This window comes from Phycicoccus sp. CSK15P-2, assembly GCF_016888005.1.
Taxonomy (GTDB): domain Bacteria; phylum Actinomycetota; class Actinomycetes; order Actinomycetales; family Dermatophilaceae; genus Phycicoccus.
Genome location: NZ_JAFDVE010000014.1, coordinates 1 through 17,542 on the forward strand (window position 1 = coordinate 1; position 17,542 = coordinate 17,542).

A 17,542-nucleotide genomic window follows, 5' to 3' on the forward strand; every position below is an offset into this window, starting at 1 on the left:
TTCAACCACCTCAAACACCACCGCGGCTTCGCCACCCGCTACGACAAGCTCGCCGTCCGCTACGCCGCCACCGTCCACGTCGCCAGCATCGACCACTGGCTGCGACGACTTTCGTAACAGGCCCTAGGTCCCGTCCTCGAACGCGGCGAGGTCGGCCATCGTGTCGACGTCGTGGGCGGCCGCTCCCGCCACGAGCACCTCGACGTGCGGCAGCTCGAGCAGCGCCCTCGCCGGGCCGCCTCCGGCCGGACGGGTGGCGAAGGTGGCCAGGGCTCTTGTGCGATACACCGCGAGCAGCGGGTTGGGCACGCGCTCGTCGTCGGTGCCGACGGCCGCCTCCACCTCGGGGCCGGCACCCGTGAGGACATCCACCAACATGGTCAGCGCCGGCGCTGCCCCGGGCATGTCCCCCGCGACGACGACGGCGAGGTCGGTGCGCACCTGGCGAGCCCCGGCCAGGACGGCCGCCAGGGGTCCGGCGCCCGGCGGGTCCTCCTGGACCCAGGTGACGCCCTGCTCGACGTCGCGCGGGGCGCCCACCCCCACAACCGGCCAGCCGGGTGGCAGGGAGCCGAGCAGGGTGCCGAGGACCGTCGTCCCCCGCAGCGGAGCCGCCAGCTTGTCCGACCCGAACCGTTCGGAGCGGCCCCCGGTCAGGACGAGGGCGGTGACGGACGGCGCAGCTGTCATCCTCGAAGGGTAGGGAAGTCCCACCGGCCCGAGGGACGGGGTTCCTCGTCGGACGCGGAGGCGGAGTCTCTTGTCTCTGAACTCCGCCTGAGAGCGGCCACGGCATGTTTACGTCCGGGAAACCTCTGGCAATGCGCAGGCCACGCCCTGGCTATAGCGTGACGACACGTAGGCAGCCGGCGTACAGGGAGTCGGCTGGCAGGGACTACGAGGAGCCGTGTTGGCGATCATCGACCGTACGTTGGTGCCCGAGCACCACGAGCCGAGACACCGCCGTCCGCGGCGGGCCACCCACACGAAGCGAGCCGTCGCGGTGCTCGCGATCTCGGACCAGGACGAGTACTTCCGGGTGCGGGACCTGCGGCTGCGAGCTGCCTTGACCGAGGCCGTGTTCGACCGGGTAGCTGCCTGGCTGCACCGCGACGAGTGGGCGATGTTGGACGACGACCTCGCCGTCCTCGTCCTCGACCTGCCCGCCGGCCGGGCTGCGCGGGTCCGGGCCAGGCTCAACGAGATCTCCGCGTGGGTGGCTCGTGAGCCGCTGGTGCTCGCCGACGGCTCCGTGCACAAGGTGGACGTCGGCGTCGGTTGGGACCTGCACGACCCCCGGGTGGGTACCGCTGCCGCGCTCGAGCCCGCACTCACCGCCGCGCAGGACGCGGTGCGCCAGCGCGACCTCGACGCCAAACAGTTCCGCGGCCCGCGCCGCTCGACCCCCTTCGGCTCGATCGGGGCCCAGGTGGCGCTCAGCTACGGGATGGCCCTGCTCGCCCCGTTCTTCCTGCTCGTCGGCCTCCACCAGAGCGGTCTCGAGCTGGGCTCGGTGGCCTACTGGGTGGCGGTGGCGGTCCTCGCCGTGACCTCGGCGACGCTGTGGTCGGAGACCTTCCACAGCCTCGACCCTCCGCAGCCTCCCGAGCTGCTGGACGGTCCCGCCCCGTCGGCGTCGGCCGTCATCGCGGCCTACCTCCCCAACGAGGCCGAGACCATCGTCGCGACCGTGCGGTCCTTCCTCGCCCAGGAGTACGCGGGCACCCTGCAGGTCGTCCTGGCCTACAACACGCCACGGCCGCTGCCCGTCGAGGCCGAGCTGGCCGAGATCGCCGCTGCCGACGACCGGCTGCTCCTCCTCCCCGTCCCGGACAGCACCTCGAAGGCGCAGAACGTCAACGCCGCGCTCTGGCACGTCACGGGTGAGTTCGTCGGCATCTTCGACGCCGACCACCACCCGATGGCGGGGGCCTTCGACCGTGCCCGCCGCTGGCTCGAGGGCGGCTACGACGTGGTCCAGGGGCACTGCGTCATCCGCAACGGTGCCGAGTCGGCCCTCACCCGGCTCGTGGCGGCCGAGTTCGAGCAGATCTACGCGGTGAGCCACCCGGGGCGCAGCGTGCAGCACGGGTTCGCGCTCTTCGGTGGCTCCAACGGCTACTGGCGCACCGCTGCGCTGCGCGAGCTGCGGATGCGGGGCTCGCGGCTCACCGAGGACATCGACGCCTCGATCCGGGCCGTGGGCGCCGGTCTGCGGATCGCGAGCGACCCAGGCCTGGTCAGCCACGAGCTGGCGCCCGTCACCGTCCGCTCGCTGTGGCACCAGCGCCTGCGGTGGGCACAAGGATGGTTCCAGGTGTCGGTGAGCTCGGTGCTCACCCAGGTGCGCAACCCCGTCCTCGACGCCAGGCAGCGGTTCGGCATGTTCGTCCTGCTCGGCTGGCGGGAGGCGATGCCGTGGTTCTCCACGCTGCCGCTGCCCGTGCTCGCCTACCTCTTCTGGCGGGACGGCTCGGTCGACCTCACCTCGCCGCTGTTCCTCCTGACGACGCTCTACACGCTGCTCGCCGGGCCCGTGCAGGCGCTCGCCGCGTGGCGGCTCGCCGTCCCGTCTCTGCGCGTGCACCCCGGCTGGTTCGTCTGGTACGCGCTGGTGACACTGCTCGTGTACTCGGAGGCCAAGAACGCGGCCTCCCGGGTCGCGCAGCTCAAGCACCTCCGGGGAGAGCGCCAGTGGGTCGTCACCCCCCGGCTGGCTCCCGCGCCGCGGTCCCAGGCTGCCGACCCCGCCCTGAGAGCCTGATGTCGGCCCGTCCCGCACACGCCGCGCCCGAGGCTGCCCCGGCGGGCGCGTCCGGGGCGCCCTCGTCGTCGACGCGCTACCCCTTGGACCCCCTGCGGGCCGTCGCCGCGCTCTCGGTCGTGATGTTCCACGTCTACCAGTACGAGTTCGTGGACATCCACCAGTCCGCCGCCCGGGTGGCTCCCCTGCGCCTGCTCACCGTCGTCAGCTCGGCGGCCGTCGACCTCTTCTTCGTCATCAGCGGGTTCCTGCTCTACCTCGGGGTCGCGCGCTCGGCGCTGAGCGGAGGCCCGGGGCGGTCGGCTCGGATGACACTGCTGCGCCGCGTCGTGCGTCTCTACCCCCTGTACGCCCTCATCATCCTGGCGGTGTGGGGTGTGACGAACACGCGGCTGCCGGGCGTCTGGCAGGACCTCGTCCTGCACCTGACGATGACCCAGATCTACAGCCAGGAGTACATCTTCTGGACCAACGGGCCCGCGTGGTCGCTCGCTGTGGAGTTCCACTTCTACGTGCTCGTCGCGCTCTCCATGCCGGTCGTCGCGGCCACGTGCCGTCGTCGGGACACCACCGGCGGGCGTACGTGGGTGCTCCTCGCCCTGCCGGCGGCCCTCCTCGTCGTGGGGCTGGCCTGGCTCACCTACGCGATCGTCGTCGCGCAGACCCCGGTGACGCACTGGCCCACGTGGTTCGGCTTCCTCGCCAAGGCCCCGATGTTCGGACTCGGCATGGGGCTGGCCGTCATCGTGGTCCGGGGCGCGCGGATCCACCGCCGGAGCGTGCGGGTCGGGTCGCTGGGGCTGGCCGCGGCCGGGTCCGTCGTCGCCCTCGCCTACGGCACCTCGGGCCCGGCCGACCAGCCGTCGCACGAGTGGTGGCACCTCGTGTACGCAGCGACGTCACTCTTCGTGCTCGCGCCGGTCGTCCTGTCGTCGGCCGGGCCGCCGCGGCTGCTGACCTGGCGTCCGATGGTCTTCCTGGGCACGATCAGCTACGGCATCTACCTGCTGCACGAGCCGGCGATGCGCCTCCTCGGCCACGTCGGGCTGCTGCCGACCTCGGGGGCGAACACCCTGACCGTCGTCGCCGGCTGGCTGCTCGTGTCGGCGGTGGCGGTCGCCGGTGCGTGGGCCAGCGCCGCGCTCGTCGAGCGCCCGGCCCTGAAGCTGCTCGCGCTCTTCGAGCCCGACGGGAGGCGCCGAGAGTACTACCCGCACCTCGTCGAGAGCCGTCGGCCTGAGGCTCGCCGGCACCCGGCAGAAGTGGGCGCCGGCTGAGCGGGTTGCCGCTCAGCCCACCCGCGTCGCCCGCACGACGACGTCGTCCACGTGATGTCCGCCGGCCCCGCCGGTGATGACGCGGTGACGCAGCTCCGGCCCGCTCACGGTCCATCCGTCGCCCAGGCCCGTCGCGACATCGGCCGGGAGGAGCAGCAGGTCAGGGTCGAAGCGCGGGCCCGGCTGCGCCTCCGTGCCGTGCCCGTGGCCGTGGTCCTGTCCGTACGCACTCGTGTCGTGGTGGACGACGAGCAGGGTGCCGCCCGGCGCGACGAGGGACGTCAGTCGCCCGAGGGGCTGCGTGTCCTTCTCGAGGACGGCGTAGAAGGCCGAGACGAGGTCGAACCCGCCGGCCGGGAGGTCGAGTCCGGCGAGCGTCCCGTGCCGCCACGTCACCCGGACGCCGGCGGACTCGGCGTGCAGCCGGGCGCGGCCCAGAGCCACGACGGACGGGTCGATGCCGGTGACCTCCCATCCCCGCCGCGTCAGCCACACGGCGTCGGCGCCCTCGCCGCAGCCGACGTCGAGCGCCCGTCCGGGCGCGAGGCCGGCCGCCTCGACCGTGAGGGCGTGGTTCGGCTCGCCGCTCCAGATGCCCTCCTGCTCGGAGTACCGCTCGTCCCACACGTGCTGGTCGCTCATGCTCGTCATGACGGCAGTGTGCGCCCGCCGGATGCCCGGGGCCGCCTCCTGTTGCCGTTGCGGCAACAGCGGGTCATCCTCCGGCCGGGTCCGTGACGTCGGCGACGTCGGCGTCGAGCGCGACCACGAGGTCGTCGGCGTCGACCGTGGCGGCGACGCCGTGGGCCCCCGCCCCGATCGAGACGGTGCGCCCGGTGAGCGTGGCATCCGCGACGACCGGCAGCGTCCGGGACGAGCCGAACGGGGTGATCGTGCCGCGCTCGTACCCGGTGACCTCGAGCGCGGTGGCGGCGTCCGGCATCGACATCCGGCTCACGCCGAGGTGCGCACGCAGCTTGGGCCAGGAGATCTCGCGGTCGCCGGGGACGAGGACGAAGAGGTGGTCGTCCTCGGCACGCCGGACCACGAGGGTCTTGACGACGGCCCCGGGCTCGACGCCCCGCAGCCGCGCGGCCTCCTCCAGCGAGGAGACCCGGCCGTGCTCGGTGACCTCGTGGGCCAGGCCCGAGGCGGCGAGGGCCACCCGGGCCCGTTCGGCTCCGTCCATCCGGCCAGCCTAGGGCCGCGGCCGTCCAGCTTCGACAACCGGACGCGGCGCACAATCGATCTGCCCAACAAGCCCCGCGGGAGCTGCGGACTTGGTGCAATGGAGGCATGTCCAGCAGGTCGGCATCGGGTGCGACGATGCGTGCCTTCCACCGCATGTGGGCAGACCTCGAGGAGGTCGGGCTCGACGGCTCGACGGGGGGCTACCGCCGCTTCGCCTGGACCCGGACCGACCACGACCTGCGCGAGTGGTTCGCGGGCGAGTGCGCCGCTCGCGGCCTCGACGTCACGACCGACCGCGTGGGCAACCAGTGGGCCTGGTGGGGCGACCCCGACGCCGCGGTGGCCGCAGGGGAGCCCGGTGTCGTCGTGGGCAGCCACCTGGACTCCGTCGTCGACGGCGGTGCGTTCGACGGCCCGCTCGGCGTCGTGTCCGGCCTCGCCGCGATCGACGCCCTCCGCGAGCGGGGCGTCGTGCCGCGCCGTCCCGTCGGTCTCGTGAGCTTCGTCGACGAGGAGGGCGCGCGCTTCGGCACCACCTGCGCCGGCTCGCGGGTCGTCACCGGCTCGCTCTCGGCCGACCGCGCCCGCGCGCTGCGCGACGCCACCGGGACGACGATGGCCGAGGCGATCAGCCGGTTCGGTGGCCGTCCCGACGATCTCGGCCGGGACGACGAGGCGCTGGCGCGGGTCGGCGCGTTCGTCGAGCTGCACGTCGAGCAGGGACGCGTGCTCGACGTCCTCGGCCGGCCGGTCGGGGTGGGCAGCGACATCTGGCCACACGGACGCTGGCGGATCGACGTCCCCGGGATGGCCAACCACGCCGGCACGACGGCGCTCGACGAGCGCGAGGACGCCATGCTCGGGCTGGCGGCCGCCGTCATCGCGGCGCGGCAGGCCGCCCAGGAGCGTGGCTGCCTCGCCACCGTGGGGAAGGTCGACGTCGCTCCGGGCGGGGTCAACGCGATCCCCAGCTCGGTCACCTGCTGGCTCGACGCCCGGGGCCCCGAGGCCTCGTCGGTGCGCGACGTCGTCGACGACGTGCGCGACGTCGTGGCCGAGTTCGACGCCCTCGTCACCGAGGAGTGGTGGGACGCCGCCACCAGCTTCGACGACGGCCTGACCCGGCGGATCGCCGACCTGCTCGACGACGCCCCGCTCATCGCCACGGGCGCGGGGCACGACGCCGGGGTCATGGCCGGGGCCGGGGTGCCGACCGCGATGGTGTTCGTGCGCAACCCCACGGGGGTCAGCCACTCGCCGGACGAGTGGGCGACGACGGACGACTGCCTGGCCGGGGTGGCCGCGCTCACCGCCGTGGTCGACGACCTCGTGGGCGACTGCGCGGCCTGAGCGGCGTCCTGGCGGTCAGACCGGCTCGCCGGCGATGTCCTTGGGCAGGTGCCCTGCGGAGCTGCGGTAGTACTGGGCGGCCTTGCGCTCGGTGAGCGTGCGGGCCGCGCCGACGGCGAGGCCGAGCAGCGCGGCGTAGGCGACCGCCTTGCCGATGGGGGCGTCGGGGCTCTTCGGGTTCACCGTGTCCTGGCCCGCCTTGGCCCAGGCGGCGTCGACGACCTTCTTGGCGACGATGCCGGCGAGGATGGCCCCACCGCTGCCGAGGATCTTCCAGCTGATGGTTCCCACGGTGCTCCTCCGCTCGATCGAAGCAGGTCAGGCAGGTGCCCGACGGCTCGTCGCCACTGTATCCCCGACCGCGTTATGCTCGGCACGTCCACCGACAGGGGAGCGCTCCGGCGCTGAGAGTGCGGTCCGCCGCAGACCCTCGAACCTGATCCGGTTAGCACCGGCGATAGGGAGTCGTGAATTCCACCATGTCCTCGTCCACGTCAACCGTCGAGGCGCCGGTCCGCCGGCGCTCGATCACCGCGACCCGCCCGCTCATGGGATGGCGCACCGTCGACCTCCTCACCGCGGCCCTCATCGGCGCGGCCCTCGGCCTCGTCTTCTGGGGATGGGGCGTCTTCTACACCGGCCCGCTCACCGCGCTGCAGATCGGGTACGCCCCGCTCATGGGCCTGTTCGTCGGCCCCTGGCTCATGGCGGGTGTGCTCGGCGGGCTCGTCGTCCGCAGGCCGGGCGCGGCGCTGTTCTGCGAGGTCGTCGCGGCGCTCGTCTCGATGATCCCCGGCACGACGTGGGGCGTCGGCGTCCTCTTCGCCGGGATCCTCCAGGGGCTCGGCGCCGAGCTCGCGTTCGCGCTCCTCGGCTACCGGTTCTTCGGGGTCGCCGCGGCCGCGTTCGCGGGTGCGCTCGCCGCTCCGCTCGAGTGGCTGTACGAGACCTTCAGCTTCCCCGAGTCCTGGGCCGACGTGCCCGTGCTGTCGGCGTTCGCGGGCAGCGGCGGCTACTACGGCGAGTGGGAATGGCCCGAGAAGCTCGCGTACCTCGGGACGATGACGGCCTCGGGTGTCGTCCTCGCCGGCGTCGTCGCCTGGCTGCTGACCCGGGCCCTGGCCCGCGCCGGTGCGCTGTCGGCGTTCCCGCCGGGGCAGGAGGTCCGCGAGTCACGCGCGGTCTGACACCGTGACCGTGACCCGGGCCACCCGGGGCCACGTCGAGGTCCGTGGCCTCACGTGGCGCCCCTACGGCCGCCGGGAGCCCGTCCTGCGGGAGCTCGACCTCACGCTGACCCCCGGTGAGCGGGTGCTGCTCGTCGGGCCCTCGGGCTCGGGCAAGTCCACCCTGCTGCGTGCGCTGGCCGGGCTGCTCGGCTCCGTGGAGGCGGGCGAGCTCTCCGGCACGGTGACGCTCGACGCCGACGCCCCCGGTGCACGTCCGGGGGCGGTGGGCCTCGTGCTCCAGGAGCCGGGGGCGGGGGTCGTCGCGGCGACCGTCGCGCGGGACGTCGCCTTCGGCCTCGAGAACGTCGGGACACCGCGCGAGGCGATGCCCGCGACCGTCCGGCGCTCGCTCGACGCCGTTGCGCTCGGCGACCTCGACCTCGACACGCCCACGTCGGCGCTCTCCGGCGGCCAGACCCAGCGGCTGGCGCTCGCCGGCACGCTCGCCCTCGACCCCTCGCTCGTCCTGCTCGACGAGCCGACGGCGATGCTCGACCCCACCTGCGCCGCCGAGGTGCGCCAGGCCGTCGCCCGCGTGGCCGAGCGGGGCGACCGCACGCTCGTCGTCGTCGAGCACGTCCTCGAGCCGTGGGTCGACCTCGTCGAGCGGCTCGTCGTGCTCTCGGCGGAGGGCGCGGTCGTCGCGGACGGGCCGGTCCGCGACGTCCTCGCCGAGCAGCGCGACCAGCTCCTCGCGATGGGCGTCTGGGTGCCCGGCGCCGACGTCCCGGACCCGGCCGCCGTCGACCCCGACCTCTTCGCGACCTCCGACGTGCACGGCAGCTCGTTGCGGGCGCAGCGGTTCTGCGTGGAGCGCACCACCCGGCTCCTCGACGGCACCGCCCGCCGTCGCTGGGCCGCCGTGCTCGACGAGCCGCTGGACGCCGTCCCGGGCACGCTGACGGCGCTCGTCGGGCGGAGCGGGTCGGGCAAGTCGACGCTCCTGCAGGCGCTCGCGGGCTTCCTCGGGAGCGTCCCGGCCGGAGCGGTGTACGTCCCCGGACCGGACGGCTCCGACGCCGAGCCGGGCGACCTCGACGCCCCGGCCCTCGCCCGCACCCTCGCGTGGGTGCCGCAGTGGGCGAGCTCGACGATCGTCGCGCCGACGGTCCTCGACGAGGTCCTCGCCACGTCCCGGGCCACCGGTGACGTCGACGACCGCACCCAGGAGCGCGCGCGAGGCGTCCTCGCCGCCCTCGGGCTGGCCCGTCTCGAGGGAGCCGACCCGCGGGAGCTGTCCGGCGGCGAGCAGCGCCGGCTCGCGGTGGCGTCCGCCGTCCTGCACGGTCCGCCGGTCCTTCTCGCCGACGAGCCGACGGTGGGCCAGGACCGGCACACGTGGGCGGCCGTCGTCGGGCTCGTCGCGGCCTACCGCGCCGCAGGGGGAGCGGTCGTGGCGGCCACGCACGACGCCGCGGTCGTCGCCCGGGCCGACACCGTGCACCAGGTGCGGCCACCAGAGCGTCCGCCCGCGCCGCCACCGTCCCGTCCACCTCTCGTCGCCCGGTGCGGGCCGCTGGCGCTGCTCGCCGGCGCGTTCCTCGGCATCCCCGCCGGGGTGGTCTCGCCCCACTGGACGACGAGTCTCGCGGTCCTCGCGGTGCAGGTCGTCCTCGCCGCCGTGGGCCTGGCGGCGCCGGGGGAGGGGCCGGCGCCGGGGGAGGGGCCGGCGCCGCCACGACGGCTCCGGACCGTCGCACTCCGGATGGCCCCGGGGCTGCTCGCCGCGCTCTCCGTGGGCTGGTCCACCTGGTGGCTCGCCGGGCACGACGTCGACGCCGCGCTGACGGTCGCGCTCCGGGTGCTCGTCATCGTCCTGCCGTCCGCGGTGCTCGTCCCCTGGATCGACCCGGACCGGCTCGGCGACCATCTCGCGCAGCGGCTGGGGCTGCCCGACCGTCCGGTCGTCGCCACCGCGTCGGCCCTCCAGCGGGTGCACACCTTCGGGGCGGTGCTCTCCGAGATCGAGCGGGCCAGACGGGTGCGGGGCATCGGGGTGTCCACCCGCCGTCCGGCGACGGTCGTCGCGCACCTCTCGGCCCTGACGATGGGGCTGCTCGTGCGCACCCTGCGCGCGGCCGCCGAGCTCGCGGTCGCGATGGACGCCCGGGGCTTCGCCACCGCCCAGCGGCGCACCTGGTGGGCCGCGGCGCCGTGGCGCCGGCGGGACACGGCGCTGCTCGTCCTCGCCACCCTGCCGCTCGTCGTCGCGCTCACGTGGGGCTGACACCGGGGTCCGGCGCTGTCGGAGGTGCCGGGCATACTGGTGGATCGTGTCCGCCGACCCCGTGACCACCCCCGACGCACGGGTCCGCATCCCCCGTGAGATCTGGGTCCTCATCGCCTCGGCGTTCGTCATCGCCCTCGGCTTCGGGCTCATCACGCCAGTCCTGCCGCAGTTCGCGCAGAGCTTCGGCGTGGGCGCCACCGCGAGCAGCGTCGTCGTCAGCGCCTTCGCGTTCTTCCGGCTGCTCTTCGCCCCCGCGGGCGGCCGGCTCATCGCCCGGCTGGGGGAGCGGCCCGTCTACCTCGCGGGCCTGGTCATCGTCGCGGTCTCCACCGGTGCCACCGCCTTCGCGCAGACGTACTGGCAGCTGCTCGTCTTCCGCGGCCTCGGCGGCATCGGGTCGGTGATGTTCACCGTCTCGGCCGTCGCGCTCATCGTCCGGCTCGCGCCGCCGTCCATCCGGGCCCGGGTGTCGTCGGTCTACGCCTCGGCATTCCTCATCGGAGGCGTCGGCGGTCCGGTCGTCGGCGGGCTGCTCGGCGGGCTGGGCCTGCGGGTGCCGTTCCTCGTGTACGCCGTGGCGCTGCTCGCCGCCGCCACCATCGTCTTCGTCTTCCTCAAGGACACCTCGCTGCGCCCGAAGGAGGGTGCGCCGGTGCTGCCGGTCATGACCGTCCGGGACGGCTGGCGGGACAGTGCCTACCGCGCCGCCGTGGGCTCGGCCTTCGCCAACGGCTGGGGAAACTTCGGTGTGCGCAACGCCATCCTCCCGCTCTTCGCGGCGGCCGTCATCGTCGACCGGAGCCTCGACCAGGCCACCCGCGAGACGCACCAGTCGCTCGTCGCCGGGGCCGCACTCGCGGCCTTCGCCGCAGGCAACGCCATCGGGCTCACCGTCGCCGGCCGCACCTCGGACGCGGTGGGACGCAAGCCCTACATCGTCGGTGGCCTGCTCGTCTCGGGTGTCTTCACCGCGGCCACCGGGCTGGCGACGAGCCTGCCGATGCTCATCGCGTTCTCGGTCGCCGCGGGGCTCGGCTCGGGGGCGCTGAACCCGGCTCAGCAGGCCTCGCTCGCCGACGTCGTCGGTCGCGAGCGCAACGGCGGGCCGGCGCTCGCCGCCTTCCAGATGGCCCAGGACACCGGCGCCATCATCGGGCCGGTCATCGCCGGCACGCTCGTCGACCACGGCAGCTTCGGTCTCGCGTTCGTCGTCACCGGTGTCATCACCCTGGCCGCCGCGCTGCCGTGGCTGCGTGCCCGAGAGACCCATCCGGTCCGCCGGGTGACCGTGGCCTGACCGCCCGGGCCCGGGCCGCCGACGTGGCGGCCTACCAGCTCGTCTCGACGCACGCCCGGGTGCCGCGGGGCTCCACCTGCAGCGTCGCGTGGTCGATGCCGAACCGTTCGCGCAGCCGCTCCCCGGCCGCCTCGAGGACGACCGCGGTGTCGGTCCCGTCGGCGCACACGAGGTGGGCGGTCGCGACGTGCATCCCCGAGGTGAGCGTCCACAGGTGCAGGTCGTGCACGTCGACGACGCCCGGCACCGAGCGCAGGGCGGTCTCCGTCTCGTCCGGGTGGATGCCGGCCGGGGCGTGCTGGCCGAGGACCGCGACGACCTCCCGCCCGAGCAGCAGCGCCCGGACCGCGACGAAGACGGCGATGGCCAGCGCGACGACCGTGTCCCAGACCGTGCTGCCGGTGGACGCGACGAGCGCGCCGGCCACGATCACGCCGACCGAGCCGAGCGTGTCGGCGACGACCTCGAGGTAGGCGCCCTTGACGGTGAGGCTCTCCCCGGCGCCTCCGCGGAGCAGGAGCAGGGCGACGACGTTGACGAGCAGGCCGAGGGCGCCGACGACGAGCATCGCCCCGGTGGCGACCTCGGGGGACCCGCCCATCCGCCCGAGCGCCTCGGCCACGATGTAGCCGGACACCCCGAGCATGAGCAGCACCGCGATACCGGACGCGAACACCTCGGCGCGGTACGACCCGAAGGTGCGCCGACCCGTCGTGTCGGGACGGGTGGCGATCCGGGTCGCGACGAGGGCGGCACCGAGCGCGACGACGTCCGCGGCCATGTGCCCGGCGTCGCTGAGGAGGGCGAGCGAGCCGGAGACCCAGCCGGCGACGAGCTCGACGACGAAGAACGCGGCGACGAGACCGAACGCGACCCGCAACCGCCAGCGGTGCGCCGCGCCCGCGTGGGCGGCGGGGACGTTCGCGTGGCCGTGGCCCGTGCCCATCGCCTCGCCTCCATCCGCTCGGGGACGTCTCCCCGACGACGCTACCCGGCGCGCTAGCGTGCGGCGATGACCCACCCGCTGACCCCGGCCGAACGGCGGGCGCTCGACGCGGTCGACGACGACGCCACGGTGGCCGCGCTCACCGCGCTCGTCCGGGTGCCCAGCGTGACGGGCACGGCAGCCGAGGGCGAGGCGCAGCACCTCGTCGCCGGGTGGATGGCGGAGGCGGGTCTCGAGGTCGACCTCTGGCGCGAGGACCTCGACGCGCTGCGGTCCGCGCCGGCCTTCCCCGGCTCCGAGGCGCCCCGGGACGAGGCGTGGGGCCTGGTCGGGACGGGCCCCGGTGGCGGCGTGCCGGGGCTCGTGCTGGCCGGGCACGTCGACGTCGTCCCGGTCGGTGACCCGGGCGCGTGGTCGGCCGACCCGTTCGCGGCGGTCGTCGCGGACGGCCGGGTGCACGGGCGCGGGGCCTGCGACATGAAGGCCGGAGTGGCCGCGAACCTCGCCGTGGCGCGCGCCCTGCACCGCTCGGGGGTGCGCCTGCAGCGGCCGCTCGCCGTGCACTCGGTCGTCGGCGAGGAGGACGGCGGGCTCGGCGCGTTCGCCACGCTGCGGCGCGGGCACACGGGGGAGGCGGCGGTCATCACCGAGCCCACCGCCGGCCGGGTCGTCACGGCCAACGCCGGCGCCCTGACCTTCCGGCTCGAGGTCGCCGGGCGCGCCGCGCACGGCAGCACCCGGCTCTCCGGGGTGTCGGCCCTCGACGCCTTCGCCGTCGTCCACGCCGCGCTGCGCGAGCTGGAGGCGGACCGGCACGAGCGCCGCGAGCCGCTCTTCGCCGACGAGCCGCTGCCCTACGGCATCAGCGTCGGCACGGTCCTCGCCGGGGACTGGGCGAGCACCGTCCCCGACCTGCTCGTCGCGGAGGGGCGGATGGGCGTCCGGCTCGGCGAGGACCCCGCGGCGGCCCGGTCCGCGTTCGAGCGGGCCGTGGCGCAGGCGGCCGCCGCCGACCCGTGGCTCCGCGACCATCCTCCGGTCGTGACCTGGCCCGGCGGGCAGTTCGCGTCCGGGCGGCTGCCGGCGGGCCATCCGCTCGCGGCCGAGGTCGCCGACGCCGTCGAGGCCCTCGGCGGCCCGCGGCCGGCCGTCGGCGCCGCACCGTACGGATCCGACCTGCGCCTCTACACGGAGGCCGGCGTCCCGACGCTGCAGTACGGCCCCGGCGACATCGCCCTGGCCCACGCGGCGGACGAGTCGGTCGCGGTCGAGGAGCTGCTCGCCGTGACCCGGGCCCTCACGGTCCTCGCGTGCCGCCGTCTCGGCGCGCACTGAGACCCGGCGTCGCCCCGCCCGTCCCGGACGCCTCGGGGCGGCCGCCGCCGGGATGGAAGAGTGGGGACCATGAGCGCTGCCGACGTGACGATCGACGGACTCTCCGACCGCTGGAGCACCCGGCGTCCCACCGCCGACGACGCACCCGCGGTCACCGAGCTCGTGGCGGCCCACCAGCAGGCGGCCAAGGGCTCGTCCGGCGTCGACCCCGAGGCGATCCTCGGCACCCTCGCGGGCTACGGCTCGTGGACCCGGCGGCAGGTGCTCGTCCACGACGGCGACCGCCTCGTCGCCTGGCTGTCCGTGCACGACCGCGCGGCCGGCCGCACGCTCGTGGAGGTGACCGTCGACCCGGCCCTGGCGGACGCGGACTCCGCCGAGGTGGCCGGCACGCTGTTCGCCGCGGGCGAGCGGCACGCACGGGACATCGGCCGGATGCGCGGGCTGCGGACGACGCTGCTCGACTCGGGGGCCTACGCCGACGACCTACGCCAGCAGGGGTGGCTCGGTGCCGCCGGCTACACCCACACCCGGACCTGGCTGCAGATGAGCCGGCCCGTCGACCCGGGAGAGGCCGAGTCCCTGCCCGCGCCGCGTGCGGGGGTCGCCGTCCGGCAGGTCCGGCGTCACGAGGACGGTCTGCCCGTCGCCCAGGACCTGCAGACGGTGCACCGCGTGCTCGAGGAGTCCTTCCAGGACCACTTCAGCTCCTACCGCGAGAGCTTCCCCGAGTTCGTCATGCGGCTGCGCGAGGACCCCGGGCACCGGTGGGACCACTGGTGGCTCGCGACGGTCGAGACCGACGAGGGCCCGCGTCCGGCCGGGGCCGTCGTCTCCTCCGTCCTCCGGCCGGACGCCGCGGGCGTCGAGGGCAGCTACGTCGACTACATCGGGGTGCACCGGAGGGCGCGGGGGCGGGGTGTCGCGAAGGCGCTGCTCGGCACCGTCATCGGCGACGCCGCGCAGCGGGGACGCAACCGGGTCGGGCTCGAGGTCGACGCCGACTCCCCGACCGGGGCGGACGGGCTGTACACCTCGATGGGCTGGGTCACGGACCACCGCACCCAGTCCTGGCACCGCGACCTGGACCTCTGAGCCGGCGCGGCTACCGGGCGATGTCGACGACGAGCCGGGTGGGTTCGGTGAGGACGCTCACCCGGAACGGCCGCTGCTGGCCGCGCACGCCGATGACGGTCTCGCCGTAGCCCTCGAAGCCGCCGAAGATCGGGGGAGCGGCCATGACGGTGGTGCCCTCGAGGGATGCGGTGCCGGGCTCCAGAGGTGCCTCCGCCGACTCCTCGGGGATCTCGACGGTCGAGCTGCTCACCATGAGGAAGGCGTCCCCGGCGACGTCGATCGGCTCGCCGCTGCCCTGGGAGACCGGTTCGTCGACGTAGCGCACCTGGAAGGTCGGCTCGCCCGACCCGGTGAACTCGTAGACGACGCGGTCGTAGCCCTCGTGGCGGCCGACCCGCACGGCGGTGCCGGTGCCGACCCGCGGGCCGAGCCGCGGCCACGACGGCGAGCGCTGCTCGTCGAGCGAGAAGCCGTCCTGCGGCGAACCGGTGCCGCTCTCCTCCGGGGTCGCGGTCGGCCGGGACGTGCCGGTCGTGGACGAGCCGGTGGCCGACGCGGGCGTGCTCGACGCCCCCGGGTCGGCCGGGGTGTCGGTGCCGCAGCCCGCGGCGGCGACGACGGCGGCGAGGGCGAGACCCGCCAGCCCGGCGGAGCGGGTGGGGCGCGAGGGAGTCAGGACTGCAGGCATCACGCGGTCATCCTCCCAAGAGCGGATGCCGTCCGGGCGCAGGACATCCCGATGCTCACCGAAACCGTGACCCGGCGCGCGGGAGCATACTGTCGGAGGTGGACCTCAGCCTGCGCCGGCTCGTGCTCCCGGCGAGCCAGAGACGCAGCATCGAGGAGCTCAGGGACGCCGTCGACCTGCGTCACGGGGACCGGCGGGCCAAGCTCACCGCCTTCTGGTCGATGCTCACGCTCTCGGCGGTCATCGCGACGGCTGGGGTCCTCTCGGACTCGACGGCAACGGTCATCGGCGCCATGATCATCGCCCCGCTCTCGACGCCGATCATGGGTCTGGCGCTCGGGATCGTGACACGGGAGCGGATGGGGGCGACGCCCCTGGTCCTCCTCGGGGCGCTGCTCGTCGTCCTCGTCGGGTGGGGGGCGACCGCGCTCTCGCCGGGGTCGGTTGACCTCGCGAGCAACAGCCAGGTCCTCGGTCGCACCTCGCCGGGGCTCCTCGACCTCGCCGCCGCGGTGGCGACGGGACTCGCCGGAGCGCTCGCGCTGTCCCGCCGCGACGTCGCCGCGGTGCTACCCGGCGTGGCCATCGCCATCTCGCTCGTCCCTCCGCTCGCGGTCGTCGGGGTCTGCCTCGGCGAGGGCGACCACCTGGCGGCGGCAGGGGCGATGCTGCTCTTCACGAGCAACGTCGTCGCGCTCGTCATCGCCGGCACCGTGCTCTTCGCGGCACTCGGGTACGCGGACCTCGGCGAGCACGGCCGGGCCGTGGGGGCCCGGGCACGTTCGCGGGTCGTGCTCACCGGCGTCTTCCTGCTCGTCCTGACGCCGCTGTTCGTCAACACCGTGCTCGTCGTCGCGCTCCACTCGATGGCCGACGAGGTGGAGACCGAGACGCGGCGGTGGCTCGTCGTGGTCCCCGGTGCCGAGGTGACGAAGGTCGAGCCCAGCCTCGCGGGCTTCGTCGTCTCGGTGACGAGCCCGCAGGAGCCGCCGTCCCTCATCGAGCTGGAGGACGCGCTCGCCGACATCGTCCCGCCGTACACCCGCGTCACGGTCGAGCTGACGACGGGCCGACGCTACGAGCTGGGGGTCGTCAACCCGGGCTCGGGGTGACCCCTCCCGGCCCGCCCGGCGCCGGGCGGGCGGGACGTAGTCTGGCGGCATGGGTGGACGGGTGGCGGTGGCTCTCGGCGCCGGTGGCGCGCGGGGCTACGCCCACATCGGCGTGCTCCAGGTCCTCGAGGAGCGCGGGTACGAGGTCGTGGCCGTCGCCGGGACGTCGATGGGGGCGCTGGTCGGTGGGCTGGCGGCGGCGGGGCGGCTCGACGCCTACACCGAGTGGGTCACCGGTCTCACCCAGTACGACGTGTGGCGGCTCCTCGACATCAACCCCCTGGGTGGTGGCGGGGCCATCCGTGCCGAGCGGATCTTCACGCGGGTCGGGGAGATCCTCGACGGCGCGCTCATCGAGGACTGTGCCGTCCCCTTCACGGCGGTCGCCACCGACCTCAACCACCGGCGTGAGGTGTGGTTCCAGCGCGGCCCGATGGCGACGGCCATCCGCGCGTCGGTCGCGATCCCGAGCCTCGTGACGCCGATCGTCGTCGACGGGCGGCTGCTCGTCGACGGCGGGCTGATGAACCCGGTCCCCATCGAGCCCACGGCCGCGGTGATGTCCGACCTGACGATCGCGGTGAGCCTGCAGGCGGGGCACAGCACCGGGATGCCGGTCGCGCCGGTGCGGACCCCGGGGGCGCTCGTGGGGTCGGTGCGCTCGCTGACCGAGCGGGTCGGTGCGCTCATCGGGGGCTCGCACGACCACGCCCGGGCTCCCGAGCAGCTCGTCGGCGGGGGTGTCGACGACGGCGTCGCCCGGGACGTCGAGCCCGTGACCGAGGGCGGTGGCTCTCCCGCGGTGCCGTCCGCGCCCGGCTACACGGCCGCTCCCAAGGAGCTCGCCTCGGCCGAGATCTTCAACCGCTCCTTCGACACGATGGCCGCGCTCATCACCCGCTACCGGATGGCGAGCAACCCGCCGGACGTCCTCGTGTCGGTGCCGTCCGACGCCTGCCGGACCATGGACTTCCACCGGGCCGGGGACATGATCACGCTCGGGCGCGAGCTCACCGTGCGGGCGCTCGACGAGGCCGGGTACTGAG

The 17,542-nt window shown here is 74.8% G+C and carries 16 protein-coding genes and 1 riboswitch; of the genes, 10 read left to right on the top strand and 6 right to left on the bottom strand.

Going from position 1 to position 17,542, the window contains the following annotated elements; translation table 11 throughout:
- Nucleotides 1-123: 123 nt before the first annotated feature.
- A complete protein-coding gene (locus JQN72_RS09110; RefSeq protein ID WP_204134867.1) occupies nucleotides 124-690 on the bottom strand; it encodes a molybdenum cofactor guanylyltransferase in 567 nt (188 codons plus the stop codon).
- Between the two features lie 244 nt (nucleotides 691-934).
- Here JQN72_RS09110 and JQN72_RS09115 point away from each other — a divergent pair, with 244 nt between their 5' ends.
- Nucleotides 935-2,764: a glycosyltransferase family 2 protein gene (locus JQN72_RS09115; RefSeq protein ID WP_204134868.1), complete on the top strand. Its 1,830-nt coding sequence runs from the start codon at nucleotides 935-937 to the stop codon at nucleotides 2,762-2,764.
- Nucleotides 2,765-2,847: 83 nt separating this feature from the next.
- Nucleotides 2,848-4,041: an acyltransferase gene (locus JQN72_RS09120; protein ID WP_204134869.1), complete on the top strand. Its 1,194-nt coding sequence runs from the start codon at nucleotides 2,848-2,850 to the stop codon at nucleotides 4,039-4,041.
- A gap of 12 nt (nucleotides 4,042-4,053) precedes the next feature.
- On the opposite strand, the gene JQN72_RS09125 is transcribed toward JQN72_RS09120, so the two are convergent.
- Nucleotides 4,054-4,692 carry a bifunctional 2-polyprenyl-6-hydroxyphenol methylase/3-demethylubiquinol 3-O-methyltransferase UbiG gene (locus tag JQN72_RS09125; RefSeq protein WP_204134870.1) on the bottom strand — a complete coding sequence of 213 codons (639 nt, stop codon included), beginning with the start codon at nucleotides 4,690-4,692 and terminating at the stop codon, nucleotides 4,054-4,056.
- 64 nt (nucleotides 4,693-4,756) lie between these two features.
- Nucleotides 4,757-5,230 carry an aminoacyl-tRNA deacylase gene (locus tag JQN72_RS09130; protein ID WP_204134871.1) on the bottom strand — a complete coding sequence of 158 codons (474 nt, stop codon included), beginning with the start codon at nucleotides 5,228-5,230 and terminating at the stop codon, nucleotides 4,757-4,759.
- Between the two features lie 107 nt (nucleotides 5,231-5,337).
- Between JQN72_RS09130 and JQN72_RS09135 the strand changes: the two genes are divergently transcribed.
- Nucleotides 5,338-6,582 carry an allantoate amidohydrolase gene (locus tag JQN72_RS09135; RefSeq protein ID WP_239100412.1) on the top strand — a complete coding sequence of 415 codons (1,245 nt, stop codon included), beginning with the start codon at nucleotides 5,338-5,340 and terminating at the stop codon, nucleotides 6,580-6,582.
- A gap of 15 nt (nucleotides 6,583-6,597) precedes the next feature.
- Here the strand turns inward: JQN72_RS09135 and JQN72_RS09140 are convergent, their stop codons facing one another.
- Nucleotides 6,598-6,873 carry a DUF4235 domain-containing protein gene (locus tag JQN72_RS09140; protein ID WP_204134872.1) on the bottom strand — a complete coding sequence of 92 codons (276 nt, stop codon included), beginning with the start codon at nucleotides 6,871-6,873 and terminating at the stop codon, nucleotides 6,598-6,600.
- 86 nt (nucleotides 6,874-6,959) lie between these two features.
- A riboswitch (TPP riboswitch) is annotated at nucleotides 6,960-7,063 on the top strand.
- Here JQN72_RS09140 and JQN72_RS09145 point away from each other — a divergent pair.
- The 3 genes from JQN72_RS09145 to JQN72_RS09155 all read left to right on the top strand — a co-directional run bounded on the left by JQN72_RS09145 (nucleotide 7,062) and on the right by JQN72_RS09155 (nucleotide 11,338).
- Nucleotides 7,062-7,769, top strand: coding sequence for an ECF transporter S component (locus JQN72_RS09145; RefSeq protein ID WP_204134873.1), 708 nt, complete (start codon nucleotides 7,062-7,064; stop codon nucleotides 7,767-7,769). It overlaps the preceding riboswitch by 2 nt.
- Before the next feature lie 10 nt (nucleotides 7,770-7,779).
- Nucleotides 7,780-10,038 carry an ATP-binding cassette domain-containing protein gene (locus JQN72_RS09150; RefSeq protein ID WP_204134874.1) on the top strand — a complete coding sequence of 753 codons (2,259 nt, stop codon included), beginning with the start codon at nucleotides 7,780-7,782 and terminating at the stop codon, nucleotides 10,036-10,038.
- A gap of 46 nt (nucleotides 10,039-10,084) precedes the next feature.
- Nucleotides 10,085-11,338 carry an MFS transporter gene (locus tag JQN72_RS09155; protein ID WP_307812555.1) on the top strand — a complete coding sequence of 418 codons (1,254 nt, stop codon included), beginning with the start codon at nucleotides 10,085-10,087 and terminating at the stop codon, nucleotides 11,336-11,338.
- Nucleotides 11,339-11,369: 31 nt separating this feature from the next.
- On the opposite strand, the gene JQN72_RS09160 is transcribed toward JQN72_RS09155, so the two are convergent.
- On the bottom strand, nucleotides 11,370-12,284 hold the full coding sequence (locus JQN72_RS09160) for a cation diffusion facilitator family transporter (RefSeq protein WP_204134875.1): 915 nt from the start codon (nucleotides 12,282-12,284) through the stop codon (nucleotides 11,370-11,372).
- 66 nt (nucleotides 12,285-12,350) lie between these two features.
- Between JQN72_RS09160 and JQN72_RS09165 the strand changes: the two genes are divergently transcribed.
- Both JQN72_RS09165 and JQN72_RS09170 read left to right on the top strand, forming a co-directional pair.
- A complete protein-coding gene (locus JQN72_RS09165) occupies nucleotides 12,351-13,619 on the top strand; it encodes an ArgE/DapE family deacylase (protein ID WP_204134876.1) in 1,269 nt (422 codons plus the stop codon).
- 69 nt (nucleotides 13,620-13,688) lie between these two features.
- The gene (locus JQN72_RS09170) at nucleotides 13,689-14,714 is read left to right on the top strand and encodes a GNAT family N-acetyltransferase (RefSeq protein WP_204134877.1); all 1,026 of its coding nucleotides are present in this window, start codon (nucleotides 13,689-13,691) and stop codon (nucleotides 14,712-14,714) included.
- 10 nt (nucleotides 14,715-14,724) lie between these two features.
- Here JQN72_RS09170 and JQN72_RS09175 read toward each other — a convergent pair whose 3' ends face one another.
- Complete coding sequence (locus JQN72_RS09175; protein ID WP_204134878.1) at nucleotides 14,725-15,387, bottom strand: hypothetical protein; 663 nt, start codon at nucleotides 15,385-15,387, stop codon at nucleotides 14,725-14,727.
- Between the two features lie 95 nt (nucleotides 15,388-15,482).
- On the opposite strand from JQN72_RS09175, the gene JQN72_RS09180 reads away from it, so the two are divergent.
- Together JQN72_RS09180 and JQN72_RS09185 are read left to right on the top strand one after the other, a co-directional pair.
- Nucleotides 15,483-16,496 carry a DUF389 domain-containing protein gene (locus tag JQN72_RS09180; RefSeq protein ID WP_204134879.1) on the top strand — a complete coding sequence of 338 codons (1,014 nt, stop codon included), beginning with the start codon at nucleotides 15,483-15,485 and terminating at the stop codon, nucleotides 16,494-16,496.
- Nucleotides 16,497-16,545: 49 nt separating this feature from the next.
- Nucleotides 16,546-17,541: a patatin-like phospholipase family protein gene (locus tag JQN72_RS09185; protein ID WP_204134880.1), complete on the top strand. Its 996-nt coding sequence runs from the start codon at nucleotides 16,546-16,548 to the stop codon at nucleotides 17,539-17,541.
- The last annotated feature ends 1 nt before the right edge of the window (nucleotide 17,542 follow it).

Excerpts from the sequence above, each read along its gene's own strand:
- JQN72_RS09125 (WP_204134870.1), bottom strand. The coding sequence starts at position 4,692 with ATGACGAGCATGAGCGACCAGCACGTGTGGGACGAGCGGTACTCCGAG.
- JQN72_RS09135 (WP_239100412.1), top strand. The coding sequence starts at position 5,338 with ATGTCCAGCAGGTCGGCATCGGGTGCGACGATGCGTGCCTTCCACCGC.
- JQN72_RS09130 (WP_204134871.1), bottom strand. The coding sequence starts at position 5,230 with ATGGACGGAGCCGAACGGGCCCGGGTGGCCCTCGCCGCCTCGGGCCTG.
- JQN72_RS09185 (WP_204134880.1), top strand. The coding sequence starts at position 16,546 with ATGGGTGGACGGGTGGCGGTGGCTCTCGGCGCCGGTGGCGCGCGGGGC.
- JQN72_RS09170 (WP_204134877.1), top strand. The coding sequence starts at position 13,689 with ATGAGCGCTGCCGACGTGACGATCGACGGACTCTCCGACCGCTGGAGC.
- JQN72_RS09160 (WP_204134875.1), bottom strand. The coding sequence starts at position 12,284 with ATGGGCACGGGCCACGGCCACGCGAACGTCCCCGCCGCCCACGCGGGC.
- JQN72_RS09110 (WP_204134867.1), bottom strand. The coding sequence starts at position 690 with ATGACAGCTGCGCCGTCCGTCACCGCCCTCGTCCTGACCGGGGGCCGC.
- JQN72_RS09145 (WP_204134873.1), top strand. The coding sequence starts at position 7,062 with ATGTCCTCGTCCACGTCAACCGTCGAGGCGCCGGTCCGCCGGCGCTCG.
- JQN72_RS09165 (WP_204134876.1), top strand. The coding sequence starts at position 12,351 with ATGACCCACCCGCTGACCCCGGCCGAACGGCGGGCGCTCGACGCGGTC.